Raw genomic sequence first — 23,372 nt, 5'->3', positions numbered from 1 at the left:
TTTAGCCCATTTAGAGGACACTCGTTTGAATTGAGGACACGCCCTAGATTATAGGATCGAATGTTGTAGGCTTGGCTATTTCGAATAAAACTAGGACATGCCCTAGAAAAGACAGAACGATAAAAGATGATGGCGTATCGATAACGCAAAAGGAGTAGTGACGTGGTAGAGATGACTAGTAATCAGGGCGGCGGTGATGTTAACAATATGATTGACGTTAATAATGTTGAAGACGGCGCTAATGACAATGTTAATAAAGACATCAATATAGATAATAGCCCAAATAATTTAGCAGAAATCGAATGGCAACGCTCAGCAGATGGCAGCTATTCACCGAGCAGTTATATCAATCGTGATTTGTCTTTATTACAGTTTCATCTGCGAGTATTGGCGCAGGCATCTAGTTCGCGTCACCCACTGCTTGAACGCTTATTTTTCTTGATTATTTTTTCATCCAACCTTGATGAGTTTTTTGAGATTCGTGTCGCTGGCATCATGCAAAAGCTCAACATCGGTGATGTATCGACCAGTGCTCATGGCATGCGTCCTAGCGAAGTGCTAAACGAGATATCTATCATTACTCATGCCGCAATCAGTGAGCAGTACCGTATTCTCAATGAGGATATCCTGCCAGCACTTGCGCTTGAAGATATTCGCTATCTCAAACGTGATGAGTTAAATGCTGAGCAGTCTGCATGGATGAAGCGTTATTTTACGGAGCAAGTCGTACCTGTATTGACACCGATTAGCATTGATCCGGCGCATCCATTCCCGCGTCTTGTAAATAAAAGCTTAAACTTTATCGCCACATTGGAAGGCAAAGACGCCTTTGGACGCGATATCAACTTAGCGATTGTACCTGCGCCGCGCAGTCTACCGCGTGTGATACGCCTGCCAGATGAGCTAACTGGTGGCAAAGAGCATCATGTGATGCTATCCGCTATCATTCATGAGCATATCGGTGAGCTATTCCCTGGCATGAGTGTGACAGGCTGTCACCAATTTAGGCTGACACGTAATGCCGATTTAGATTTGGCTGATGATGTCGAAGATATTGCCAAAGCACTAGAAGGCGAGCTTGAAAACCGCCGCTTCGGTGATAAAGTGCGCCTTGAGGTCACAACCGATTGCCCAACGCATATCAGTGAGTATCTGCTCAATGAGTTTGAGTTGCATGACAATCAGCTATACCGTGTCAATGGTCCTGTCAATCTAACGCGTTTGCTGTTTGACTTTAATATTCCTGCGCTGCGCTACCAGCCATTTACTCATGTCGTGCCAAAGGCATTTCGCCGAGAAATGGATAAATCAGATAAATCGACCAGTATGTTCGCCGCCATGCGTAAAAGCGATGTGTTGGTTCATCATCCTTTTCATGCGTTCTCGCCGATTATTAATTTACTTTGGCAAGCAGCCAGCGATCCCAAAGTATTGGCAATTAAACAAACGCTATATCGCTCAGGCACCAATTCAGAAATCGTCAAAGCACTTGCCGCCGCCGCTCGTAATGGCAAAGAAGTCACGGCTGTTATTGAGCTGCGTGCGCGTTTTGATGAAGCGTCTAATATCGCAGTTGCTAACTATCTACAAGAAGCAGGCGCGGTCGTGGTCTACGGTATCGTAGGTTACAAGACCCATGCCAAGCTCATGCTAATCGTACGCCGCGAGGACGATCGAATCCGTCGTTATGTTCATTTAGGCACTGGTAACTATCACGCGGCCAATGCCAAAGTCTATACGGACTATGGTCTGTTTAGCGCCGATCCTGATATCTCAGAGGACGTTCATAAAATATTCCAAGAGTTAACCGGCATGGGTAAGCCTGCCAACCTCAAAAAACTATTACATGCACCGTTTACTTTGCATGAGAAATTGATGAGCTTTATCGATGATGAAATCGCTCATGCCAAAGCGGGTAAACGTTCTCATATCATTATCAAGGCCAACGCGCTAACTGAGCGCCGCCTCATTGATAAGTTATATGATGCCTCGCAGGCAGGCGTTAAGATTGAGCTTATTTTGCGGTCTATGTGTTGTTTACGTCCACAAGTAAAAGGACTGTCTGAAAACATCACGGTACGCTCTGTTATCGGTCGGTTTTTGGAGCATACGCGCGTTTATTATTTCTATAATGATGGCGATGAGCGTCTATACTGCGGTAGTGCAGACTGGATGGATCGTAACCTGTTCCATCGCGTAGAAGTGGCGTTCCCGATTGAGAACAAGAAGCTATTTAAGCAGATTTATCAGGATGGCTTAATTAACTACTTACAGGATAATACGCAAGCGTGGACACTTGATGGCACTGGCGTTTGGCAGCAGTCACAGCCAGCAGCAGGTGAGGAGCCACACGTCGCACAAGAGCATTTATTAAAAACGATTAATCGTGTCGAAGAGTCTAGCTAATTTGCAAAGATACCTTTAGGCGATAATCAGCTATTCGATTATATATCTAACCAAGCACTGGTAAATACTGGTGCTTGGTTTTTTTTGCTCACCAATTGCAAAAGTTACAAACTGACTTGCAACCTCACAATTATTCACATATTGATACGGCAGTACACTGGTGCATTACCCAAGGTCATACCTATAATTAATATCAATTCTGACGCTACTTGATAAGTATTGGTTACTCATTTGGGCGTTGGTACAGTCTTGAAACATATATCGATTTAATGTTTTAAAACCATGTAATCAAATCATAAGAATAGGAAATAAATCATGAGTACTACTAACGATGACAATTCAGATATCAAGCAAGCTGCAGAACAGGTAAATGGTCAGGAAGTTGAGAAGAACTTAGCAGAGAATAAAAAGGTTGATGCTCCTGAATCATTAAGCGAAGAAGAGCAAACGCCTTTTATCGATGATGATCTACGTACTGATAAGTAATCTACGACATCAAACATGGACCTAATAATCAATAATAAAGCGAGGGACGCGCCATGACTATGCAAGAACCAGTAACAACAGACACAGAGGAAAAGGTAATCGTGGATGACCCTGCTGCTAATGAGTTAGAAAACCCTAAAGATAGCTATGCAGGGCGCAAGCACAAGCCTGAAATCGATGGCCCTGAGCAAGACTCACAAGAGACCGACGAAGTTTATGCTGATCCACGTAAAGAAGAGAATCTTCCAGCTGGTGGCAAGAACGCAGCAGAACTAAGTGCTTACGACTTGAGCCAAAAAGGTAATGAGTAAAGGAGTATAGCTAACAGCGGGCTAACCAAATCGACAAAATTATAAATATAAAAAGAGGATATGATAATGCAAGCCAAAGACTCAGCAATAGACAAGACAAAGGTACTAGGATCTGATGATCATAGTGCAATTGAAAGAAATACTACCGAGAACAAAGGAACTGATACTTTTGATGAGTCTGTTGTCGACTCAGAACACGTAAATGATAATGACAATCCAGCGCGCCAACCAGATCGTCGTGATCAAGAAGGTAGTACCGCATTTGATGACAATATCAATGAAGATACTGTCGGTAGTGCAGCACCAAAGAGTGAAGGTATTAATGATCTAAATCGTTATGCCAATATCGATAACGCACAGACTCGTATTTTAAATCCTGATGAGAAAGATTAAACAGGAGTAAATTTCGAAAGGTATATAGTGTTCCTTGGGTTAGACAAGTAATTATCATAGTAGGGAGTACCAATGAATAACTCACATAATGAAAGCATCAACAATGATCATAATTTAAAAGATGCAGATGACAATAATGGTATTGTCCCTGATGATGCATTACAAAAAGCAAATCCAGCCGCAGCAGAAAAAGCTACGGAAGATCATGATCCGCATAATGTCGCCAAGAGCAACAAACAGTATGACAGTCCATTGATGGAAGATAAAAAGTAAGAACTCACTACATCAATAGCTATTAGTATTTGTACATAAATAGGCATTTGCACATAGATAAAAAGGCACTGTGTTTGATACGAGTTATATACTCTTACCAAACACAGTGCCTTTTTTGCTTACTATATTTTTACTTTCTACATTATATAGATAGTAGGTTTAGGTAAAGAGTGGGCTTTAAGCAGGTGTACCACTATGAAAACGTAGCTCAGCATCTGGGCTACTTATTAATTCAGCCTCTATTTCCTTAAAGAAAGCAACTCGCTCATCGATATTCTCATCTGACAATGATTGAGCGAGTGCAAGATAATCTTCGAAATGACGGCTCTCTGACTTGAGTAGATAACGATAATATTTTGCTAAACGCTCATCATCGATAACTTCGGCCAACGCGGCAAAACGCTCACAAGAGCGTGCCTCAATAAATGCCCCAATTATCAATACATCAACCATCGCTGCTGGCTCGTAAGTGCGCTTATGCTTCAACATACCTTTAGCATAGCGTCCAGCACTTAGATATTTCCATTCCTGCCCACGCTCATTCATGATGCCCAACACTTGCTCGTAGTGCAGCATCTCTTCACGTATTAGCTGTGCGAGTTTACGTTGCAAGTCATAAGAGAACTCATAACGAAAAATTAAATTCATCGCAGTACCAGCGGCCTTTTTTTCGCAGTTAGCATGGTCTTGAATAATTACAGGTAGGTTTTCAATCGCAGCATCTATCCAAGCTTGCGTGGTTCGCGCACCTAAAAAGTTATAAACAGGAGATAAGTCTACCTTTATAGGAGTACGTAGATGCGTAATATCGATGCTATCTTCTTCAGGCAGCTCTTTTTCGATTACATCTGTTTCGGCACTATTATTTACAGTTTGAGAAACATTTTCTTCGACAGATTTTTTCTTGATATTATCGTTATCTATCGTATTTGCTGTTGATTGTAGTGTCGTGAGGTCTTGTTGATTGATAGTCATAGTCTAAGGAAGCTTTATTTATGAATGGTAATACGAGTAATTATATCGTTAGTCTGGCCTAGATACGATGCTAAATAACTGACAGTCATTAATAGGTATTTATTAATAGATAACGGTTAAGCATAATTAAAGGTATCAATGATTACTTACTGTTTATATTAACGTTGCTGCATCTATTTCCCAGATGATGATTATAGCTCCTACAGTAGGCCGCTTATACATTATCATTATTAAACAGCCTAAGTATTTACTTAGTGAATGGTGTTTCCTTGTTAATTTTATTATTTGATAGTAGGATGAGATTTCGCTATTTAAGCGTTTCGTCTTACTTTTATGATTCGCTCTTAGTAAAGAGTAAACCTTATATCAATAGATTACCTTTTACTAGAACATCAAATTTGTAGATATATTCTCGTAGAAAAATTAGAGAATCAAAGATTCCACAACGAATGAGATATGAACGTTTAAAACCTCACAAAATTAAAAAAATCTTAAACAGTTACTGTTACAACTCAGTATTAGCACCCCTCACGAACAGATAAGGATAACAATATGAGCCAGTCTTCTAACACCAATCGTATTCAAAAAGGCAGTCTTGCCATCGATCAGCAGTTATATGACTTTATTGAAAACGAAGTACTACCGAAAGTCGGTGTGGATTCAGACGATTATTGGTCAGGTTTCGAAAAGGTTATTAAAGAGTTTACCCCGCGCAATAAAGCACTATTGGAAACTCGTGACAAAATTCAAGCGCAGATTGACCAGTGGCACCTAGATAATCCTGCAAAAAATGGCGAAATCGATTATCCAGCTTATAAGACATTCCTACAAGAAATTGGTTATTTGCTACCTGAAGGCGAAGCGTTTACGGTTGATACCAAAAACGTCGATGATGAAATTGCACACATCGCAGGGCCGCAGCTAGTTGTACCAGTTCGTAATGCTCGTTATGCGCTCAACGCGACCAATGCGCGTTGGGGTAGCTTATACGATGCGTTGTATGGCACCGATGTTATCAGTAGTGACAATGGCCAAGAAGCGGGTGGCAGCTATAATCCTACTCGCGGCGCTGCTGTTGTCGCTTACGCTAAAGCGTTCTTAGATGAGCACTTTACACTAGCATCCGGCTCTTACAATGATGTGACTGGCTTTAAAGTAGTCGATGGCAAGCTTGAGGTCGTACAAGGTGATAGCAGTACCGAGCTAAAAGATACGGCTAAGTTTGTCGGTTTTGTCGGTGACGCTGAAGCTCCTACAGGTGTACTATTAAAGAACAACGGCTTGCATGCTGAGATTCAAATCGACAGCAACCATCCAGTGGGTAAAGATGATCCAGCAAACATCAAGGACGTATTGCTTGAGTCGGCTATGACAGCCATTCAGGATTGTGAAGACTCAGTCGCTGCGGTAGATGCAGAAGAAAAAGTCGAAGTCTATCGTAATTGGCTTGGCTTGATGAATAGCGACCTACAAGAAACCTTTGAAAAGGGTGGCAAAACGCGTACGCGTAAGCAAAATCCAGATCGTGAATATAATACGCCAGATGGTGGTAAGCTGATCTTGCCAGGTCGTTCACTATTATTAATTCGTAACGTCGGTCACTTAATGCAGAACCCTGCCATCTTAGTCGATCTAGGCGATGGTCAAGAGCAGATATTTGAAGGCTTAATGGATGGTTTAATCACGCCACTATTATCACTTAATGATATCAAAGGCAAAAACGAGCTATCAAACTCGCGTCAAGGCTCAATGTATATCGTGAAGCCAAAAATGCATGGCCCTGAAGAAGTTAAAATGGCCAATGACTTATTTAATGCATCAGAGGATCTATTAGGTCTAGAGCGCAATACGCTTAAAATCGGCATCATGGACGAAGAGCGCCGTATGACGGTTAACTTAAAAGAAGCAATCCGCCAAGCTAAAGAGCGCGTTATCTTTATTAACACAGGTTTCTTAGATCGTACTGGTGATGAGATGCATACCAGCATGAATGCAGGTCCATTTGTACCAAAAGGCGAGATGAAATCGCAAGCATGGCAGCCTGCTTACGAGCAGTGGAACGTCGATATCGGTCTAGAGACAGGCCTACAAGGTCGCGCGCAGATTGGTAAAGGCATGTGGGCGAAGCCTGATGAAATGAAAGAGATGATGGATACTAAGGCTGCTCATCCTAAGTCTGGTGCTAGCACTGCGTGGGTACCATCACCAACGGGCGCTACCTTGCATAGCATACACTATCATCAAGTAAGCGTAGCTGATGTACAAGACACGCTAAAATCACGCGAGCGTGCTAGCTTGGATGACATCTTGACCATCCCATTAGCAAAAAATACCGATTGGACTGATGAAGAAAAGCAGCAAGAGCTTGAAAACAATGCTCAAGGTATCTTGGGTTATGTCGTACGCTGGGTAAATCAAGGCGTTGGTTGCTCCAAGGTGCCTGATATCAATGATGTCGGTCTCATGGAAGATCGTGCTACTTTGCGTATCTCAAGCCAACATATTGCCAACTGGTTGCATCATGGCGTGGTTAGTGAGCAGCAAGTGATGGATACGATGAAACGCATGGCCAAGGTCGTTGATGAGCAAAATGCAGGCGATGATGACTATCAATCAATGGCAGATAACTTCGATAGCTCTTATGCATTCAAAGCCGCCTGTGATTTAGTCTTTAAAGGACGTGAGCAGCCTAGTGGTTATACTGAGCCATTATTGCATCAAGCACGTTTGGATCTTAAAGCAAACGCTTAGAACAATAGACCAAATATGACAGGCATTTGAGCATACTTGATGAGCAAGTATGCCAGTCAGTCTTGCTCATTTGTAACTGATAAATTTACTCATATAGATTATTAACTCCTTAATTAGCGCTATTTATTTTTTAGTAAATAGCGCTTTATTTTGGACTATTATTCGATGTTTATTATAAAAATTTAAGAATATTAGTAATCATATTAACCAATATTATTTGTATCTAATTGAGTAAGTAGAAGTTTTTTCACAATCGTTCAAATAAAATAAAGTATCTGTTATTTGATAATAGATGTATCGAAAAGGCAAAAAAATATGTTGCAAATTATGTCAAAGTTGTTATGCTTGTACTCGAAGTATGAGTTTGGTAACGGATGTTACGCAATGGAAGGATAAAAACTAAAGATTACATGGCAGTTACTTTTTTAATCCCAGTTATGTAAATCATGGTTTTTTTCATCTTACTGTAATAGAACTTCGCCACACTTGTTTCTGACTAATCTCGGTAGCCAGTTACACATTATATCTTTGAGGATTTGTGACGATACCATTTTGGGCGCCAGCTAATAATAGCTTGCTCATTACTACAATTGTAAAGTGGAGATACCCCATGAAAAAACTACTTTTAGCTACAGCAATCGCAGCCCTATCTGTATCTGCAGCCAATGCAGCCCCAACTCTATACGGTAAAGCTTTCGTTACTGCTGATTATGTAAATGCTGAATTTGATGCAGCTGGTAGCGCGAATGACCGCGATGAAGATACTGTAGAAATTAACTCTAACTCTTCACGTATCGGTATCAGAGGCTCAGAAGCTGTAACTGCTAGTACTGACGTTATTTATCAATTAGAATATGGCACACGTGTTGATGGTGATAGTGATGGTTTTACTAACCGTGATACATATCTCGGTGTAGTGAACAAAAACTTTGGTGAGATCCGTGCTGGTAAAAACCAATCTACTTTGGATTATGTAAACAACGTAATCGTTAACGATGGTTATTGGGATAACCTAGGTGGCAACAAGCTTGAGTCAAATGAAGAGCAAGGTGGTTTGAATATGGCAGACAGTGGCCGTATCGCTAGCTCAATCGTTTGGATGACTCCAAAGTACGATAACCTACCATTGCAACTTTCTGTTATGTATAGCTCTGATGAAGATAACGGTAACAAAGACGATGGTTTCGGTGCTGCGCTAATGTTTGACCAAGGTACTGGCTTCACTGCTGGTGTAGCGTATGATAAAGACCAAAACATCAATGGTGATATCATCCGTGGCACGGCTACTGTAGATTTGGGTAAATATATAACAGCTCCTGTAACACTTGGTGCGCTATATCAAGTCGCTGATTATGATGGTGCTGATGCAGATGGTGATGCGACTGGTTCTAAAGATGAGAAAGGTTTAGTTCTTAGTGCAGCAATGGGTCTGTCTAATTTCGCTCGCCCAGCAACCATTTATACTCAGTATAATAAAACTGATAACTTAAGAGGCTTCAATAACGCTGACTCAGATCAAATTGTTGTCGGTGGTAAATACTACTATCAAGACAATATCATTGCTCATGCTTATGCAGGTATGAACAAAGCTGATAATGTTATGGCTATGGATACTAGTGTTGTTGGTGATGCTGAAGTGTTGGTAATTGGTGGTGGTCTAGAATATAAATTCTAATCTCACTCGCTATCAAGTTCAATTAAAAAACTCATCCTTCGGGGTGAGTTTTTTTTGTTATATCCTTTTTGAGTGGGTAGTACGTTATAATAGCTAAGTACTAAAAATTGAATGTTTCAAAGAGTTTGTGCTTTTGCCCTATATTTTTTGACGTATTTTTAGTAAAATCCTTCTTTACCAATTACCGACAGAGTACTATGACCAAGTTTATATTTGTGACCGGTGGGGTAGTGTCCTCACTAGGAAAAGGTATCACCGCAGCCTCTCTTGCAGCGGTCTTAGAAGCACGTGGCGTGACTGTCACGATGACCAAAATGGATCCGTATATTAACGTCGATCCAGGTACGATGAGTCCGTTTCAGCATGGTGAGGTGTTCGTCACCGAAGATGGTGCAGAGACCGATCTAGATTTGGGTTATTACGAGCGCTTCTTGCGTCACTCAAAAATGAGTAAAAGTAATAACTTTACCAGTGGCCGTATTTATCAAAATGTTTTAAATAAAGAACGCCGTGGTGAATACCTTGGCGGTACGGTACAGGTTATTCCGCATATTACTGATGAAATTAAAAACAAAATCCTTGCCAGTGGCGAAGGGTATGACATCGCTATTATCGAAATTGGCGGTACCGTTGGTGATATCGAATCACTTCCGTTTATGGAAGCCGTACGTCAGATGCAAGTAGAGCTTGGCCGTAATAGAGCCATGCTAATGCATCTTACTTTGGTGCCGTATATTGCTAGTGCTGGTGAGACCAAAACCAAGCCAACGCAGCATTCCGTAAAAGAGCTGCGATCTATTGGCCTACAGCCTGATATCTTAATCTGCCGCTCTGACCATCATATCTCACAAGACAACCGTCGCAAAATTGCGCTATTTACTAACGTTGAAGAGCGTGCGGTCATTATGTGTGAAGATGCACAAAGTATCTATCAGATACCGCGTACATTACACGAGCAGGATCTTGATGATTTAATCTGTGAGCGTTTCGGTCTTGATGTGCCTGAAGCTGATTTGAGTGATTGGGACAAAGTTGTTGAAGCTCAGTTGAATCCAGAAGGAACAGTGACTGTTGCGATGGTCGGCAAATATGTCGAGCTTCCAGATGCTTATAAGTCTATCAACGAAGCATTGCTACATGCAGGTATCACTCATAAAGTAGACGTGAAGATTGACTATATCGACGCTGAACGTCTAGAAGATGACGACACTTTACTTGCGCAGCTAAACGATGCTGATGCTATCTTAGTACCAGGCGGTTTCGGTGAGCGCGGTACGATGGGCAAGATAAAAGCCATCACTTATGCTCGTGAAAATAACGTTCCATATTTAGGTATTTGCCTTGGTATGCAGTTGGCTGTGATTGAGTACGCACGTAACGTACTTAACATTAATGCCAACTCTTCTGAGTTTGATCGTAAGACAGCTGAGCCTATCATTGGTCTGATCACTGAGTGGTTAGATGAGCGCGGCGAGCTACAGATTCGTAGCGACGATTCAGACCTTGGTGGCACGATGCGTCTAGGCGCACAGCAAGCAGAGCTGGTTTCTGGTAGTAAGCTAAGCCAAATTTACGGTGCGAGCAATATCACTGAGCGTCATCGCCATCGCTATGAGATGAATAACCGTTATATCGAGCCGTTAGAGCAAGCAGGTATGACCATTTCTGGTTATTCTGCCAAGCAGCATTTGGTAGAATCGGTTGAGATTTCTGAGCATCCATGGTTTGTCGCTGTACAGTTCCATCCTGAATTTACTAGCTCACCACGTGGTGGTCATCCATTGTTTAATAGCTTTGTAAAAGCCGCGAAGAACCATAGCGAAGCAAAATAGCTCTCAAAATGTAATGTATATTGAAAGCGTTTATTATAAAAAAGACTGATCTTCGGATTGGTCTTTTTTTTGCTTACTCTAAACTGTTAGTAGTTATTAACAAGTCAATCCTCATTAATAATGTCTAATTACGCTTGCATACTTTTTTTAATCAGCCTATCGGTTACAATATGGGATAGAGATATTAATAACAAAATAAGAGGTAAGGGCTTCATGGAAAACTTATTGACTGCACAATCAAATATCACGCTCAACACTCCTAATAACGATACGATTAACATTGGTAACGACCAGCCTTTTGTATTGTTCGGTGGTATGAATGTTTTAGAGTCTAAAGAATTGGCATTTGAGATTGCTGAACAGTATGTTGATATCTGCCAGCGCTTGGGTATCGGCTATGTTTTTAAAGCAAGCTTTGATAAAGCCAATCGCTCAAGTCTGCATTCGTATCGTGGGCCTGGTTTAGAGCAAGGTATTGATTGGTTAGGTCAGATCAAAGAAAAGTTCCAAGTACCGATTATCACTGATGTGCATGAGCCACATCAAGCAGCACCAGTTGCTGAAGTGGCTGATATTATTCAGTTACCTGCATTTTTGTCGCGTCAGACAGATTTAGTGCATGCGATGGCAAAAACAGATGCCATTATTAATATCAAAAAGGCGCAGTTTTTGGCCCCTCATGAGATGCGTCATATCGTCAATAAGTGCCTAGAGGGTGGTAATGATAAATTGATACTTTGTGAGCGTGGTAGTGCTTTTGGCTATAATAATCTGGTCGTGGATATGCTTGGTTTTGATACCATGAAGCAGATGGATATCCCGGTATTCTTTGACGTGACGCATAGCTTACAACAACCAGGTGCACGTAGTGATAGTGCTGGTGGACGTCGTGAGCAGATTACAACGCTTGCCCGTGCAGGTATGGCCACAGGGTTGGCAGGGTTATTTTTAGAAGCGCATCCAAACCCAGAAACTGCAAAATGTGATGGTCCATGTGCGCTGCGTATGAGTCAACTAGAGCCGTTCTTACGTCAGCTTAAGCAAATTGATGATTTGGTCAAAGGTTTTGAGGTATTGGATACTCATTGATACGGTACGTAATAAGAGGGCTATACAATGGCAATTCAGATGGCGCAAGTAAGCATCGAAAATATCGATGATGAAGAAGGCTTAGATAGCGTAATGACTGTGCTTAAAAACATCTCAGGCGTGACGGCTATTAATTTGGATCCTAAGCATAATGTCGCAACGGTAAGCTATGATGATACAGATACTAGTATCCATGCCTTAACAGCAGCGATTAGTATGGTGGACTATGTGACTCAGCCATTTCCGATTGATTCACCACAGAACCCGCACCATAACGATTTATAATTACAAATAGCTATTGCTATAAATTTGTTGATGCGCTCTTTTACGTTTTTATTAATAAGTTACTGTCTCGTTAATAGCATCTCGTTAATAAAGCAACAACCAAACAGTCTTGTTGTCGAGGATAATAGGGCTTATGCTTATTTAATGTAGCTTTGATAGTTGCTCTTACTTTGATAACTTAAAAGGTGTCAAAGTAAGTATTAACAGAATCACTATTAGAGTTGCTTGTTACTAATAAAAATAAGGAGCCTAATATGGCAGATCAAACACGTATTATTAAAATTGACGGTATGACTTGTGGCGGGTGCGTAGCGAGCGTACATACAGCAACAGCAGATATTGATGGATTAGAGACTATTACTGTTGACCTAGCTGATAACCTAGCGACGATAACCTTTGATGATAGCAAAACCAGTGCAGAGGCTATTGCTTCAGCTATTGATGATGCCGGATTTGAGGCGACAGTTGCTAACTCATAAATCTCATCACTTATTTACAGAACCAGCTAACATGTTATTACAAGCATGATAGCTGGTTTTTTAATGATTAACGATTATGAGCATTCAGTCTCAATACTTTGATACATTGCTACTTTGTCTAAAATACTCATACTGAATACAATATAACCCAATTGCTTTATTTGAATTGTTTGCCCACCCACGGATATTTTATCGTGGTTCCTACAAATTTATAGGCACCATGACGAGTTTTATTTATGAACGATACCACCCGTACTACCAAAGATGAGTCTTATGATGTCGAAACTGATGTTGAGTCCAACACGCCACTGACCCCGCAACGCGCGCATTTGCAATTGGCGATTGATGGCATGACTTGTCAGGCCTGCGCCTCAAGAATCGAGAAGGTGCTTAACAAAAAGCCTTCGGTGTACGAGGTAAGTGTAAGTTTTGCTGGCGAGACTGCCAATGTCGATTATGATCCAACCCAGACGACGCCCGAACAGGTGACGGAGTGGGTGAATAAAACAGGCTTTGTCGCTAATGTGCAGGCAGCCGATAGCTTATTTGCTCAGACTGACGAAGACACCGCCACTCAATATCCATGGCGTTTGATCTGGTTATGGGTTTGTTTGGTGCCATTTTTAGTGGGTATGGCAGGTATGTTGATAGGTTTTGGTATGGCGTGGATGCCGCCAGTCTGGATGCAATTTATTTTAGCGACTGTAGTACAGTTTGGTTTAGCGCTACCGTTTTATAAGAGCGCATGGGCATCTATAAAAGGTGGCCTTGCCAATATGGATGTGTTGGTGGTCATTGGTACAGTGACGATATGGGCATATTCGACTTACCTTTGGCTCACGCACGGCGATGGTACTTTAAACAGCCTATTGCAAAGTGGGCATTTGGGTGGACATGGTGCTAGTAACAGCCCAGCCGTATATTTTGAAGCAGGGGTGATGGTCATTGCCTTTGTACGTACGGGTAAATATCTTGAGGAACGTACCAAGAAGCACAGCCTAAACAGTATTGATTTATTATTGTCATTGACACCTGATGAAGTAGAGCAGCAGCAGCCAAATGGTGAATTTCATCGTATTACATTATCTGATGTGCAAGTAGATGACGTCCTACGTGCAAAGCAAGGCAGCCGCGTCGCTACAGATGGTACCGTCATAGAAGGCAGCGGTTGGTGCGTGGAGAGTCATTTAACTGGCGAGTCGGTAGCTCTCAAAAAAGAACAAGGTGATGGATTGCTGGCAGGCGCTTTGGTAGAGAATGGCAGTCTCCTATACCGTGTCAGTGCGAAGGGCAGCGACACGAAACTCGGCGATATGGTACAAGCGTTAAGTGATGCACAAGGCTCAAAAGCCAATCTAGCGCGTCTCGCTGATCGAGTAACGGCTATTTTTGTCCCTGTAGTGGTAACGATTGCGTTGGTTACTTTTGGGGTCACATGGTGGCTAACAGGTATGGTTGATACTGCTTTAATGCACGCAGTATCGGTATTGGTCATTGCTTGTCCTTGTGCACTTGGTTTGGCCACGCCAGCGGCGATCATGGCTGGTATGGGCGTTGCCGCGCGTCATGGTGTTTGGTTCAAGGATGCACAAAGTCTTGAAGCAGCAGGTAATATTGATACAGTAGTACTCGATAAAACAGGCACATTGACGATTGGTAAACCTACTATCGTCGATCATGTCATGGTGGATAAATCGCTTGCTGTGGATGATGTATTGCAGATTGCGGCCAGTGTCGAGGCGCATGCCAGTCATCCATTAGCAACTGCTCTGGTAAACACAGCTAAAGACCGCCAATTAAATCTATTTAATGTGACTGATATTAGTGTGATAAAAGGCGCTGGTATACAAGCAAATATCGAAGGGCTTGGGCTGATAAAAGTAGGTACGGCAGAGTTTGCGAACTTGACGTTGCCAAGATTTATGCCAAAAGTATGGCAAATTGCCAGTACCGTTGCGATTAGTATTAATGATGAGCCATTAGGCGCGTTTGCCCTAGCTGATGACTTAAAGGCAGATACACCGCAAGCAATTACTGCACTACAAGATGCGGGTATTAATGTCATTCTGATGAGTGGTGATAAGCAGTCCGTCGTCGATCATGTAGCAGGGCAGTTGGGTATTGATAAGGCTTATGGCAAGATGAGCCCGCGTGACAAGGCCAGTCAAATTGCACTATTGCAGACTGCTGGTCATAAAGTAGCGATGGCAGGAGACGGCGTCAACGATGCGCCAGCGATGGCTACTGCTGATGCCAGTTTTGCGATGTTTGAGGGGACTGATGTCGCTCAGCATAGTGCCTCTGCACGTCTAATGGGTGAGTCGCTAATGCATATCGATGCGGCACAAAAAATCGCTCAAGCGACGCTACGCAATATTAAACAAAATCTGTTTTTTGCCTTCATTTATAACTGTCTCGGTATTCCGCTTGCTGCGTTTGGGTTTTTGAATCCGATGATTGCTGCCACTGCTATGGCTCTTAGCTCCATCTCAGTACTCATGAATGCACTACGATTGACACGGTTTAAGACAGAGGTTGAGCTAGATAATACGGTATCCACCTCTCATACGGATAAAGAGCGTTTAGCAAAAGGATAGCTATCATATTTGCTTAGGTATTTTATAAATATAAAACAGATAGCCATCGCATATCTGTATCTCTAAGATTGCTTTTATGACGGCAAGTCGGTGTAAGATAAGGGAAGTTTGGTAAAATATATGCTATGATGCCAAGCACTATAGCCGACTATTAATCTGCTTTATATCCCTCTAATTGCTAAGTAACGATAGCCAAAAAATAGAAAGGTATAAAGGGTTTTTAGGACTACGCGCTATATGATATTTTGCTTTATCTTTTTTGTATGCTAGCTGCCGTTATTTATCTCACAAACTTGGCATGACCAAAGGAATTAACAGACATTATGTACGCTGAAGAAACCAACAACGTCACCGCAATTAAAGACATTCGCGCTCGTGAAATTTTAGACTCGCGCGGCAACCCAACTATCGAAGCTGATGTTATCTTAGCTGACGGTACTGTCGGCCGTGCTGCTGCTCCAAGTGGCGCATCAACAGGCTCACGTGAAGCGCTTGAGCTACGTGATGGCGACAAGACCCGCTTTATGGGTAAAGGCGTCAAAAAAGCCGTTTCTAATGTCAACAGTCAAATCCGCAGTGCCTTGATTGACAAAGATGTGACTGAGCAACAGGCGATTGATGATGCCATGATTGCGCTAGATGGTACAGAAAACAAAGAAAGCTTGGGTGCTAACGCCATGCTAGCTGTGTCACTTGCGACTGCAAAAGCGGCAGCCAAGTCACAGAATCTGCCATTACATCAATATATTGCCAATCTACGTAATCAAACGTCGTTGACCATGCCTGTACCAATGATGAACATCTTGAACGGTGGTGAGCACGCGGATAACACGGTTGATATCCAAGAGTTTATGATTGAGCCTGTAGGCTTCACAAGCTTCTCAGAAGCGCTACGTGCTGGTACAGAGATTTTCCATAGCTTAAAGTCTGTATTAAAATCGCAAGGCTTAAATACTGCCGTTGGTGATGAAGGTGGTTTTGCACCTAACCTACGTAGCAACGAAGAAGCCATTACGGTTATCATGCAGGCGATTGAGCAAGTTGGCTACAAAGCTGGTGAAGATATCCATCTTGCGCTAGATTGTGCGGCTAGTGAGTTTTACAAAAACGGTCAATACGTTTTGGCAGGCGAAGGTAATAAAGCCTTTGATAGCCAAGGGTTCTCAGACTATCTAGTTGGGCTGGCACGTCAGTATCCGATTATCTCTATCGAAGATGGTCTTGACGAGTCAGATTGGGATGGCTGGAAGTATTTGACCGAGCAGATTGGTGATAAAGTCCAATTGGTTGGTGATGATTTGTTTGTAACCAATCCTGCGATCTTGCAAGAAGGTATTGATAAGCATATTGCCAATGCTATTTTGATTAAATTTAACCAAATTGGCACCTTGTCAGAAACGCTAGATGCGATTTATATGGCTAAGAAAAATGGCTATGCAACCATCATTTCACATCGTTCAGGTGAAACGGAAGACAGCACCATCGCAGACTTGGCAGTTGGTACAGCGGCAGGCCAGATCAAAACTGGCTCACTCTGTCGTTCAGACCGCGTAGCGAAGTACAACCAATTGCTACGTATCGAGCAGCAAGTACGTGCAAGCTATCGTGGCCGTGAAGAATTTATCGGTCTACGTGGCTAAACTTCTGACTGGATCTTTGGCGTATAATATACGTTAAGTAATATACGCTAAAAAGCCTAAACTCATCAGCTGAAGTCAATATTTGGGCGATATATAATCATTTGTATATCGCCTAATCAGCTTAAATTTTACTATCCTCTTTTATACCGTTTGGCGTTATCACCTTATGAAATATTTTAGCCAATTTATACTACTTGCTTTAGCCGTTGCAGTGCTTTTAGGATTGCAATATCAGTATTGGTTGGGTGAAAATGGCCGCTTTGAGCATAATAAGTTGACAGCTCAAATCGAAGAGCAACAACGTTTGAATGACAATCAAGTTGCAGCAAACAACTTACTACGCACCGATGTTCAAGATTTAAAAACAGGACTTGAGGCCGTAGAAGAGCATGCTCGCTTAGATTTAGGTTTAATCAAACCCAATGAGACTTTTGTCCAAGTATCCACCGCACCAACCACGCACAGCAACTATTAGCTTTGTATATACACTAATTTTTACGACATGAATTAATTTTCATGATGCAGCATCATAATGTTGTTATCTGACACCATTCGTCATACTTAATGCCTGCTTTGATCCTCTCTACATATACTGTCATGGGCTTAAACCATGAGTACACTACTATGAATACAATCCCTAATATACATGCCATGATCGTTGCAGCTGGTCGCGGCAGCCGTTTTGGTGCGTCTATCGCCAAACAATATACAATGCTAGAAGGTCAGACGCTGTTGCAGCATAGCGTGGCACGACTTGCTTGTAGTGATTACATCGATAGGTGTCTATTGGTCATATCAGCCGATGACAGCACGGCTCAACAATTAGAGTTTGCCCTTCGTGTACACTATGCAGTCGGCGGAGCAGAGCGTTGGCAGTCAGTACAAGCAGGCGTTGAAGCAATTAGTCAGACAGGTGCTGATGATTCAGATTTGGTGCTTATTCACGATGCGGCACGTCCCGCTGTACCGAATGTAGATATCGATCAAGTGATTGAAGCAGCGATGCTGGAGCCTTACGGCGCTATCTTAGCGACACCAGTGGCCGATACGTTAAAAGCTTCCTATCAGCCAGCTATCTCCGCAGAAGAGAGTCGTCCACATTCTTATACCAAATCTACCATGGATCGTAGCAACATGTGGCAAGCACAAACCCCGCAAGTTTTTCGCTTAGGTCAATTGAAAAAAGTCCTAAATTATGTGTTTGAGCATCAGCTAAGTATCACAGATGAAGCCAGTGCTTTTGAACAACTAGGTTTTCCAATACGCTTAGTCTCTGGTAGTCGCCAAAATATCAAATTGACCTATCCTGATGATGCGGTACTGTTAACAGCGATTATGGCACTTCAGTCTTAGTTTCAACTCTGCTTCCGCTAACGAGCATCAGTTTTACTCCTTTTATACTTAATGGTGGCCATGATAAGCATTATGGCTTCAGTAATCACTATATCCTCGTTAAAATTTTCTATATAGTTAATCCAAAATAAAAGAAGTACAACCCATATTATGAAATAGTTTAGGTAGATTATTCTCCATCCAACCTTGTCGTAGAAACTTAGCTTGTGCCCATTTCTTTTCAATAGGATTTAAGTCAGGACTATAGGATGGTAGAAATAAAAGCCTGTGACCATGCCTATTCAGAAGACTTTTCACTCGTTTATGAAAGCTGGCATTATCCATGACGATTACGCATTTAGTTTTAAGGCTTGGAATGAGCGTGTATTTGCACCAGTCATAGAATATATCGCCATTGATGTTTTTCTCAAAGTAATCAAGCGCAAAAAGCATCTTTTCATACAGAGCACCGATGACATTGGTACGTTTTTTAGCTTGCCAATTGTAGCTATCAATACAAGGTTTACCTATCGGTGCATAGCCATAAGGACGAATAGTTTCAGCCTCAAAGCCACTCTCATCCATATAGACAACGGGATAGCCTTGCTGCTTAAAATGATCAAGCTTATTCTTATATACCGCTCTTTTTATTGAACACGCTTTTGGATGTGCTAAGGTCTTTTTTTTGGCTGATATTTAATCTTTTTAAGGCATAGCCAATACCTGATTTACTACAGTTTAAACGACGAGCTCGCTCATATAGATAGTCATCTGGGTATTGATTAACGTCTTGTAGAAGAGCTTCATTGGGTATACTGCTTGGCGTTTTGACTCTGGTCGTTTGGATGCTTGGGTCTATAAGCCAGCGCTGTAGTGTACTCTTGCTGATATTATAAAAAATACAGGCCTGACGGATGCTCATGTCTTTTTGCTCAATGTTTTTGATAACTTGTGCTCGAAAATCTGCTGAGTAGGTCATCTTTTATATTTCTCTTTGCTTGGTTTAAAAGCATTGTATCTTTTCTATTTTGGACTGACTATACTATTCTTAAAAATCAATGAATTCAAAAATAATCTATTACTAAAACCTATACCGAGAATACATATAATCTACTTTGGAATATAATATGGTTATTACATATGTTTTTTGTGTCTGAGCGGGCCTATGTCCAGTAATAGGTTGCTTTAATGACTAAACTAACCTATGATGTAACTAACTTAATACAATTAATATAAAAACTTATAAAATCAATAATATATCAGACCAATTCATTACGCTTAGTTATGTTGTCTCTATATTTTTTCTGAAGTTAGTATGATTGTTTTAGCGACATTTACCTGATAATAGGGAGAAGCTGATTGTCAACAATCAACGATTCAACAAATCCAGTAACGACAGATCTCTGCCAGCTTGTATATATAAGCCGGATTACCTCTACTGGTCTTTCAAGTCCTAGCACGCTTAATGATATCTCAGAGACCGCGGTTGAACGCAATCAAATAGATAATGTCACGGGTATTCTTTGCTATGGCAATGGCTACTTTTTACAGTGTGTCGAGGGATCAGAGCAGGCACTAACCAATCTAAAAAATCGTTTGTTGGTAGATGATCGACATAAAGAATTGAAGATTTTAGATTTTTCTGAAATTACCAAACGTCGTTTTGCCGGTTGGTCATTACGTTCGATTACCCTTGAACGTTGGATGACTAAAGAGCCTGAGCTTAAAAAGTTAATGCCATTTAAGCCGTATGAGTGGGGTTCTAATGAGTGGCAGAAGTTCTTAGACATATTGCAGGGCTACTATGAAGAGCAAACGAGAACAGGTAACGTCGATACGCCACCTGTCAAATATAGTACGCTAGGGGTCACTTTAAGTAAGGTTGTAGGGCAGCATCAGGCGTTCTTTTTAATCCAGACGATATTGGGATTGATGATAGTGGCTACGTTGCTATGGTTACTGCTGTAATCGATAGATATGAATAAAGTTCCCATTGAGCCAAGCTATATTTATAATTAATAAGACAACCAAATAGAAAAAGCCAGCATTCAATTGATGCTGGCCTTTTTTATTTAAAAAAATAAGTTGGCTCTTAATGAGAGACGTAAAAAAACCCAATTCATAATAAATTATGAACTGGGTTTTGGTGGTACGCTTGTTAGTCTAATATAATGCTAAGCAATAATGCTAACAAGTGACGCCAAATAGTGGCGTCCCCAGGGGGATTCGAACCCCCGTTACCGCCGTGAAAGGGCGGTGTCCTAGGCCTCTAGACGATGGGGACTAGTAACAACACTTCAACTGCTTTCACCATTTATGCTGAAGTGGTGCGTATTTTAATAGCGTCGGCGCTTCCTGTCAAGCCTTTTTCTACGTCTTTTTAAAATTAAATATCTTTTTTTAATTGCGCGACGAGGATGTAGGTCATTTCGCTTTAAATGATAGCGAATCCATAAAGAAGTACAGGCGCTAATCGTCAATGCAAGCAGCATATAACCGAGAATGGTGCCCCATAACTTGAGCTGTGGATCCATAATAAAGTCCCTCCTATTAATCTTGATAGTGCTTGCTATCAAGACAGTGTGAGCAACTTGAACCATCTATAGGATATAACTACATCGCTTAAGAGTGATATTTTATCATCAGACCGTTATTCATATCGAATAGAACAACTATGTCTGTAATCAATAAATAGTTCCGTCTATTTATTATGATATCAATCATATCCCTATTGATTGCCAAATCAAGATGTCAAAGTCATCAAGTATTACAAATAGCACTATTATGTATGATTGGCAATATAGGATATGTGACTTATTGACTGTCGCTATCAGTTGACTCTTCTTTCGCGTCTTCATTGTGTAGCGCATTGGCCAACATGGGATAGCTATTCAGTATATGACAGAATAGCTCAGCAGTCTTTTGAGTGTCATACAGAGCTGAGTGAGCATTCTTACCATCGAACTCTAACCCTGCTGCCTTACAAGCGCGTGCTAGGACCGTTTGACCAAAGGCTAATGCTGATAAGGTAACGGTATCGAATACTGAAAAGTTATGAAATGGATTGTGATTTTTGCTATTGGTTCGTAGCACAGCTGCATTCAAAAAAGCCAAGTCAAAATGGGCATTGTGTCCAATTAAGACACATTGACGGCATTCTTCATCACGGCGTACGTCTTTTAACCCTTTAAAGATGCGGCGCAATGCTGTTTTTTCATCTTCAGCAATGGCTTTGCGCATTGGATTCTTAGGGTCAATGCCGGTAAAGGCAAGCGCACTTGGCTCTAAGTTTGCGCCTTCAAAAGGCTCGATATGAGCGTTGAAAGCTTCACCTGGATAGAATACACCTTGCTCATTCAGTAAGACAGGGATACAGGCAATCTCTAACAGGGCATCAGTCTGGGCGTTAAAGCCTGCTGTTTCCACATCGACGACGACAGGCAAGAACTTGCGAAAGCGGTCTTTTAAGGCCATAGGCGCTTGCTCATCTGTCGCTGAGGCTGCATCTTTCGGAGAAGTATTTAGAGTAGCATTAAGACTGGCCGATTTAGGGTTTGATAAGTCTTCGTCAGGCAAGGTCGCTATGTTTTGATTGGTCATATAAAGTTAAATCACTTTTATCAGTCGTACTAATATATTGAATAAGAAATAAGCATCCTATGATATTAACTGCACCTTTAGTACAAAGAAATCTACTACAAAGGTATCATTAGTATCATAGGATAAAATAATAGGTCATTTATTGAATGCTAAGCTTTGTGAGCATTAAGCCTTAATTGACCAAGGTAGCGTCTCACCTGCCATCAAGGGCGTCAATGATGCACCATCAAAATAAGGATAGTCAGTCGGTACTTGCATAGGCGTGTTGACAAGTGTGATTGTGCTTTCATTTAGAGGTAAGCCGTAGAACTGAGCGCCAAAACGACTGGCAAAACCCTCTAACTTATCTATTTTTCCAACACTATCAAAGGCAGTCGCATACAAAGGCAGCGCCGTGGCTGCGCTATAGCAACCTGCACAGCCACAAGCGGCTTCTTTTTTGTCTGTCGCATGTGGCGCAGAGTCGGTACCCAAGAAGAACTTTGGATTACCACTAGTAGCTACATCTAATAGCACTTTTTGGTGGCTTTCACGCTTCAAAATAGGTAGGCAATAAAAATGCGGTTTGATACCACCAACCAATAGATGATTGCGGTTAAACATCAAATGCTGCGGCGTAATAGTGGCAGCAACATGGTTACCTTGTGACAATACAAAATCTGCTGCATCGCTGGTAGTGATGTGCTCTACTACTATTTTCAACGTAGGGAATTTCACGATAATTTGTGCCAACACTTCATCTAAGAAACGCTTTTCGCGATCAAATATATCTATATGGTCTTGTGTCACTTCGCCATGTATCAGTAGTGGCAAGTTGTACTTCTCTAACGCTTCAAAGATATCGACGCAGGCATTGATGTTGGTGACGCCGTCTGCAGAGTTGGTAGTCGCTCCAGCAGGGTAGAGTTTGACAGCTTGTACGATACCTGACTGCGCTGCCAACTCGATATCTTGGGCAGTGGTGTTATCCGTTAAGTATAGAGTCATACGTGGATCAAAAGCTGACTTGCGCTCAAGACTTAAATCACTTGCTGCTAATTGCTCCATGATACGTGCGCGGTAAGCAATAGCATCCTGCGCATTTTTGACTGGAGGCACAAGGTTTGGCATACAGATGACACGGTTAAAGCTGCTTGCTGCATGAGGTACGGTCGTGCTCAAGGCTAGATCGTCACGCAAATGAATATGCCAGTCATCTGGCTGAAGGATGGTCAATTCTCTAATCGAATCAGTCATAGTGTCAAAGCG

General features: G+C 41.7%; 22 protein-coding genes and 1 tRNA gene. 16 read left to right on the top strand and 7 right to left on the bottom strand.

All coding sequences use genetic code 11. The features are described from left to right. The first annotated feature begins 207 nt into the window (after nt 1–207). The 5 genes from ppk1 (at nt 208) to ACS8FA_RS25415 (ending at nt 3,869) form a co-directional block, all read left to right on the top strand. Entirely contained in the window at nt 208–2,406 is a 2,199-nt protein-coding gene (gene ppk1, locus ACS8FA_RS25435) for a polyphosphate kinase 1 (RefSeq protein ID WP_439265121.1), read from the top strand. A gap of 315 nt (nt 2,407–2,721) precedes the next feature. Next, entirely contained in the window at nt 2,722–2,892 is a 171-nt protein-coding gene (locus ACS8FA_RS25430; protein WP_185156594.1) for a hypothetical protein, read from the top strand. Between the two features lie 53 nt (nt 2,893–2,945). Next, nucleotides 2,946–3,203 (top strand): hypothetical protein, encoded by a 258-nt coding sequence (locus ACS8FA_RS25425; protein WP_439265103.1) that lies wholly within the window; start codon nt 2,946–2,948, stop codon nt 3,201–3,203. 66 nt (nt 3,204–3,269) lie between these two features. Next, the gene (locus tag ACS8FA_RS25420) at nt 3,270–3,596 is read left to right on the top strand and encodes a hypothetical protein (RefSeq protein ID WP_102092250.1); all 327 of its coding nucleotides are present in this window, start codon (nt 3,270–3,272) and stop codon (nt 3,594–3,596) included. Nucleotides 3,597–3,668: 72 nt separating this feature from the next. Beyond that, a complete protein-coding gene (locus ACS8FA_RS25415; protein ID WP_427567238.1) occupies nt 3,669–3,869 on the top strand; it encodes a hypothetical protein in 201 nt (66 codons plus the stop codon). A 177-nt stretch (nt 3,870–4,046) separates the two neighbouring features. Here the strand turns inward: ACS8FA_RS25415 and ACS8FA_RS25410 are convergent, their stop codons facing one another. Further along, on the bottom strand, nt 4,047–4,844 hold the full coding sequence (locus tag ACS8FA_RS25410) for a MiaE family protein (RefSeq protein WP_439265100.1): 798 nt from the start codon (nt 4,842–4,844) through the stop codon (nt 4,047–4,049). A 552-nt stretch (nt 4,845–5,396) separates the two neighbouring features. Here ACS8FA_RS25410 and ACS8FA_RS25405 point away from each other — a divergent pair. From ACS8FA_RS25405 to ispD, 10 genes are all read left to right on the top strand, one after another. Then, the gene (locus ACS8FA_RS25405; protein WP_439265098.1) at nt 5,397–7,595 is read left to right on the top strand and encodes a malate synthase G; all 2,199 of its coding nucleotides are present in this window, start codon (nt 5,397–5,399) and stop codon (nt 7,593–7,595) included. Between the two features lie 610 nt (nt 7,596–8,205). Beyond that, nucleotides 8,206–9,270: a porin gene (locus tag ACS8FA_RS25400; RefSeq protein ID WP_439265096.1), complete on the top strand. Its 1,065-nt coding sequence runs from the start codon at nt 8,206–8,208 to the stop codon at nt 9,268–9,270. A 197-nt stretch (nt 9,271–9,467) separates the two neighbouring features. Further along, nucleotides 9,468–11,102, top strand: coding sequence for a CTP synthase (pyrG, locus tag ACS8FA_RS25395; protein ID WP_201568858.1), 1,635 nt, complete (start codon nt 9,468–9,470; stop codon nt 11,100–11,102). 213 nt (nt 11,103–11,315) lie between these two features. Further along, nucleotides 11,316–12,191: a 3-deoxy-8-phosphooctulonate synthase gene (gene kdsA / locus ACS8FA_RS25390; protein WP_439265094.1), complete on the top strand. Its 876-nt coding sequence runs from the start codon at nt 11,316–11,318 to the stop codon at nt 12,189–12,191. 27 nt (nt 12,192–12,218) lie between these two features. Next, nucleotides 12,219–12,476 (top strand): heavy-metal-associated domain-containing protein, encoded by a 258-nt coding sequence (locus ACS8FA_RS25385; protein ID WP_165598099.1) that lies wholly within the window; start codon nt 12,219–12,221, stop codon nt 12,474–12,476. A 254-nt stretch (nt 12,477–12,730) separates the two neighbouring features. Further along, nucleotides 12,731–12,955, top strand: coding sequence for a heavy-metal-associated domain-containing protein (locus tag ACS8FA_RS25380; protein WP_057761178.1), 225 nt, complete (start codon nt 12,731–12,733; stop codon nt 12,953–12,955). Nucleotides 12,956–13,191: 236 nt separating this feature from the next. Further along, entirely contained in the window at nt 13,192–15,552 is a 2,361-nt protein-coding gene (locus ACS8FA_RS25375; protein WP_439265091.1) for a heavy metal translocating P-type ATPase, read from the top strand. Between the two features lie 323 nt (nt 15,553–15,875). Continuing rightward, entirely contained in the window at nt 15,876–17,192 is a 1,317-nt protein-coding gene (eno, locus tag ACS8FA_RS25370) for a phosphopyruvate hydratase (protein WP_057761174.1), read from the top strand. Between the two features lie 166 nt (nt 17,193–17,358). Next, complete coding sequence (locus tag ACS8FA_RS25365; protein WP_057761172.1) at nt 17,359–17,667, top strand: FtsB family cell division protein; 309 nt, start codon at nt 17,359–17,361, stop codon at nt 17,665–17,667. Between the two features lie 149 nt (nt 17,668–17,816). Continuing rightward, complete coding sequence (gene ispD / locus ACS8FA_RS25360) at nt 17,817–18,545, top strand: 2-C-methyl-D-erythritol 4-phosphate cytidylyltransferase (RefSeq protein ID WP_240990998.1); 729 nt, start codon at nt 17,817–17,819, stop codon at nt 18,543–18,545. 117 nt (nt 18,546–18,662) lie between these two features. Here ispD and ACS8FA_RS25355 read toward each other — a convergent pair whose 3' ends face one another. Further along, entirely contained in the window at nt 18,663–19,175 is a 513-nt protein-coding gene (locus ACS8FA_RS25355) for an IS630 family transposase (protein WP_240990771.1), read from the bottom strand. Then, a complete protein-coding gene (locus tag ACS8FA_RS25350; RefSeq protein ID WP_101204407.1) occupies nt 19,156–19,503 on the bottom strand; it encodes an IS630 transposase-related protein in 348 nt (115 codons plus the stop codon). Before ACS8FA_RS25350 ends, ACS8FA_RS25355 begins: the two co-directional genes overlap by 20 nt. Before the next feature lie 380 nt (nt 19,504–19,883). On the opposite strand from ACS8FA_RS25350, the gene ACS8FA_RS25345 reads away from it, so the two are divergent. Next, nucleotides 19,884–20,492, top strand: coding sequence for a BLUF domain-containing protein (locus ACS8FA_RS25345; protein ID WP_439265087.1), 609 nt, complete (start codon nt 19,884–19,886; stop codon nt 20,490–20,492). Between the two features lie 240 nt (nt 20,493–20,732). On the opposite strand, the gene ACS8FA_RS25340 is transcribed toward ACS8FA_RS25345, so the two are convergent. The 4 genes from ACS8FA_RS25340 to pyrC form a co-directional block, all read right to left on the bottom strand. Then, nucleotides 20,733–20,808 (bottom strand) — tRNA-Glu (locus ACS8FA_RS25340). Nucleotides 20,809–20,860: 52 nt separating this feature from the next. Beyond that, nucleotides 20,861–21,058, bottom strand: a complete 198-nt coding sequence (locus ACS8FA_RS25335) for a hypothetical protein (RefSeq protein ID WP_134292217.1) — start codon at nt 21,056–21,058, stop codon at nt 20,861–20,863. A 280-nt stretch (nt 21,059–21,338) separates the two neighbouring features. Next, nucleotides 21,339–21,998 (bottom strand): ribonuclease T, encoded by a 660-nt coding sequence (gene rnt / locus ACS8FA_RS25330; protein WP_102093081.1) that lies wholly within the window; start codon nt 21,996–21,998, stop codon nt 21,339–21,341. A 291-nt stretch (nt 21,999–22,289) separates the two neighbouring features. Further along, nucleotides 22,290–23,360 carry a dihydroorotase gene (gene pyrC, locus ACS8FA_RS25325; protein WP_439265085.1) on the bottom strand — a complete coding sequence of 357 codons (1,071 nt, stop codon included), beginning with the start codon at nt 23,358–23,360 and terminating at the stop codon, nt 22,290–22,292. Nucleotides 23,361–23,372 lie beyond the last annotated feature (12 nt).

It is taken from the genome of Psychrobacter sp. 1Y1 (assembly GCF_051847395.2).
In the GTDB taxonomy this organism is placed as follows: Bacteria; Pseudomonadota; Gammaproteobacteria; order Pseudomonadales; family Moraxellaceae; genus Psychrobacter.
The sequence above is the reverse complement of the archived record's forward strand: the minus strand, read 5'-3'. Positions and strand labels throughout refer to the sequence as shown.

Bases quoted from the DNA above. Each gene is read 5' to 3' on its own strand.
- ACS8FA_RS25380 (WP_057761178.1), top strand. From the start codon at position 12,731: ATGGCAGATCAAACACGTATTATTAAAATTGACGGTATGACTTGTGGC.
- kdsA (WP_439265094.1), top strand. From the start codon at position 11,316: ATGGAAAACTTATTGACTGCACAATCAAATATCACGCTCAACACTCCT.
- ACS8FA_RS25410 (WP_439265100.1), bottom strand. From the start codon at position 4,844: ATGACTATCAATCAACAAGACCTCACGACACTACAATCAACAGCAAAT.
- pyrG (WP_201568858.1), top strand. From the start codon at position 9,468: ATGACCAAGTTTATATTTGTGACCGGTGGGGTAGTGTCCTCACTAGGA.
- ACS8FA_RS25415 (WP_427567238.1), top strand. From the start codon at position 3,669: ATGAATAACTCACATAATGAAAGCATCAACAATGATCATAATTTAAAA.
- ACS8FA_RS25420 (WP_102092250.1), top strand. From the start codon at position 3,270: ATGCAAGCCAAAGACTCAGCAATAGACAAGACAAAGGTACTAGGATCT.
- ACS8FA_RS25385 (WP_165598099.1), top strand. From the start codon at position 12,219: ATGGCAATTCAGATGGCGCAAGTAAGCATCGAAAATATCGATGATGAA.
- ACS8FA_RS25350 (WP_101204407.1), bottom strand. From the start codon at position 19,503: ATGACCTACTCAGCAGATTTTCGAGCACAAGTTATCAAAAACATTGAG.
- ACS8FA_RS25375 (WP_439265091.1), top strand. From the start codon at position 13,192: ATGAACGATACCACCCGTACTACCAAAGATGAGTCTTATGATGTCGAA.
- ppk1 (WP_439265121.1), top strand. From the start codon at position 208: ATGATTGACGTTAATAATGTTGAAGACGGCGCTAATGACAATGTTAAT.
- ispD (WP_240990998.1), top strand. From the start codon at position 17,817: ATGAATACAATCCCTAATATACATGCCATGATCGTTGCAGCTGGTCGC.
- ACS8FA_RS25400 (WP_439265096.1), top strand. From the start codon at position 8,206: ATGAAAAAACTACTTTTAGCTACAGCAATCGCAGCCCTATCTGTATCT.
- ACS8FA_RS25430 (WP_185156594.1), top strand. From the start codon at position 2,722: ATGAGTACTACTAACGATGACAATTCAGATATCAAGCAAGCTGCAGAA.
- ACS8FA_RS25405 (WP_439265098.1), top strand. From the start codon at position 5,397: ATGAGCCAGTCTTCTAACACCAATCGTATTCAAAAAGGCAGTCTTGCC.
- ACS8FA_RS25335 (WP_134292217.1), bottom strand. From the start codon at position 21,058: ATGGATCCACAGCTCAAGTTATGGGGCACCATTCTCGGTTATATGCTG.
- rnt (WP_102093081.1), bottom strand. From the start codon at position 21,998: ATGGCCTTAAAAGACCGCTTTCGCAAGTTCTTGCCTGTCGTCGTCGAT.
- ACS8FA_RS25425 (WP_439265103.1), top strand. From the start codon at position 2,946: ATGACTATGCAAGAACCAGTAACAACAGACACAGAGGAAAAGGTAATC.
- ACS8FA_RS25365 (WP_057761172.1), top strand. From the start codon at position 17,359: ATGAAATATTTTAGCCAATTTATACTACTTGCTTTAGCCGTTGCAGTG.
- eno (WP_057761174.1), top strand. From the start codon at position 15,876: ATGTACGCTGAAGAAACCAACAACGTCACCGCAATTAAAGACATTCGC.
- pyrC (WP_439265085.1), bottom strand. From the start codon at position 23,360: ATGACTGATTCGATTAGAGAATTGACCATCCTTCAGCCAGATGACTGG.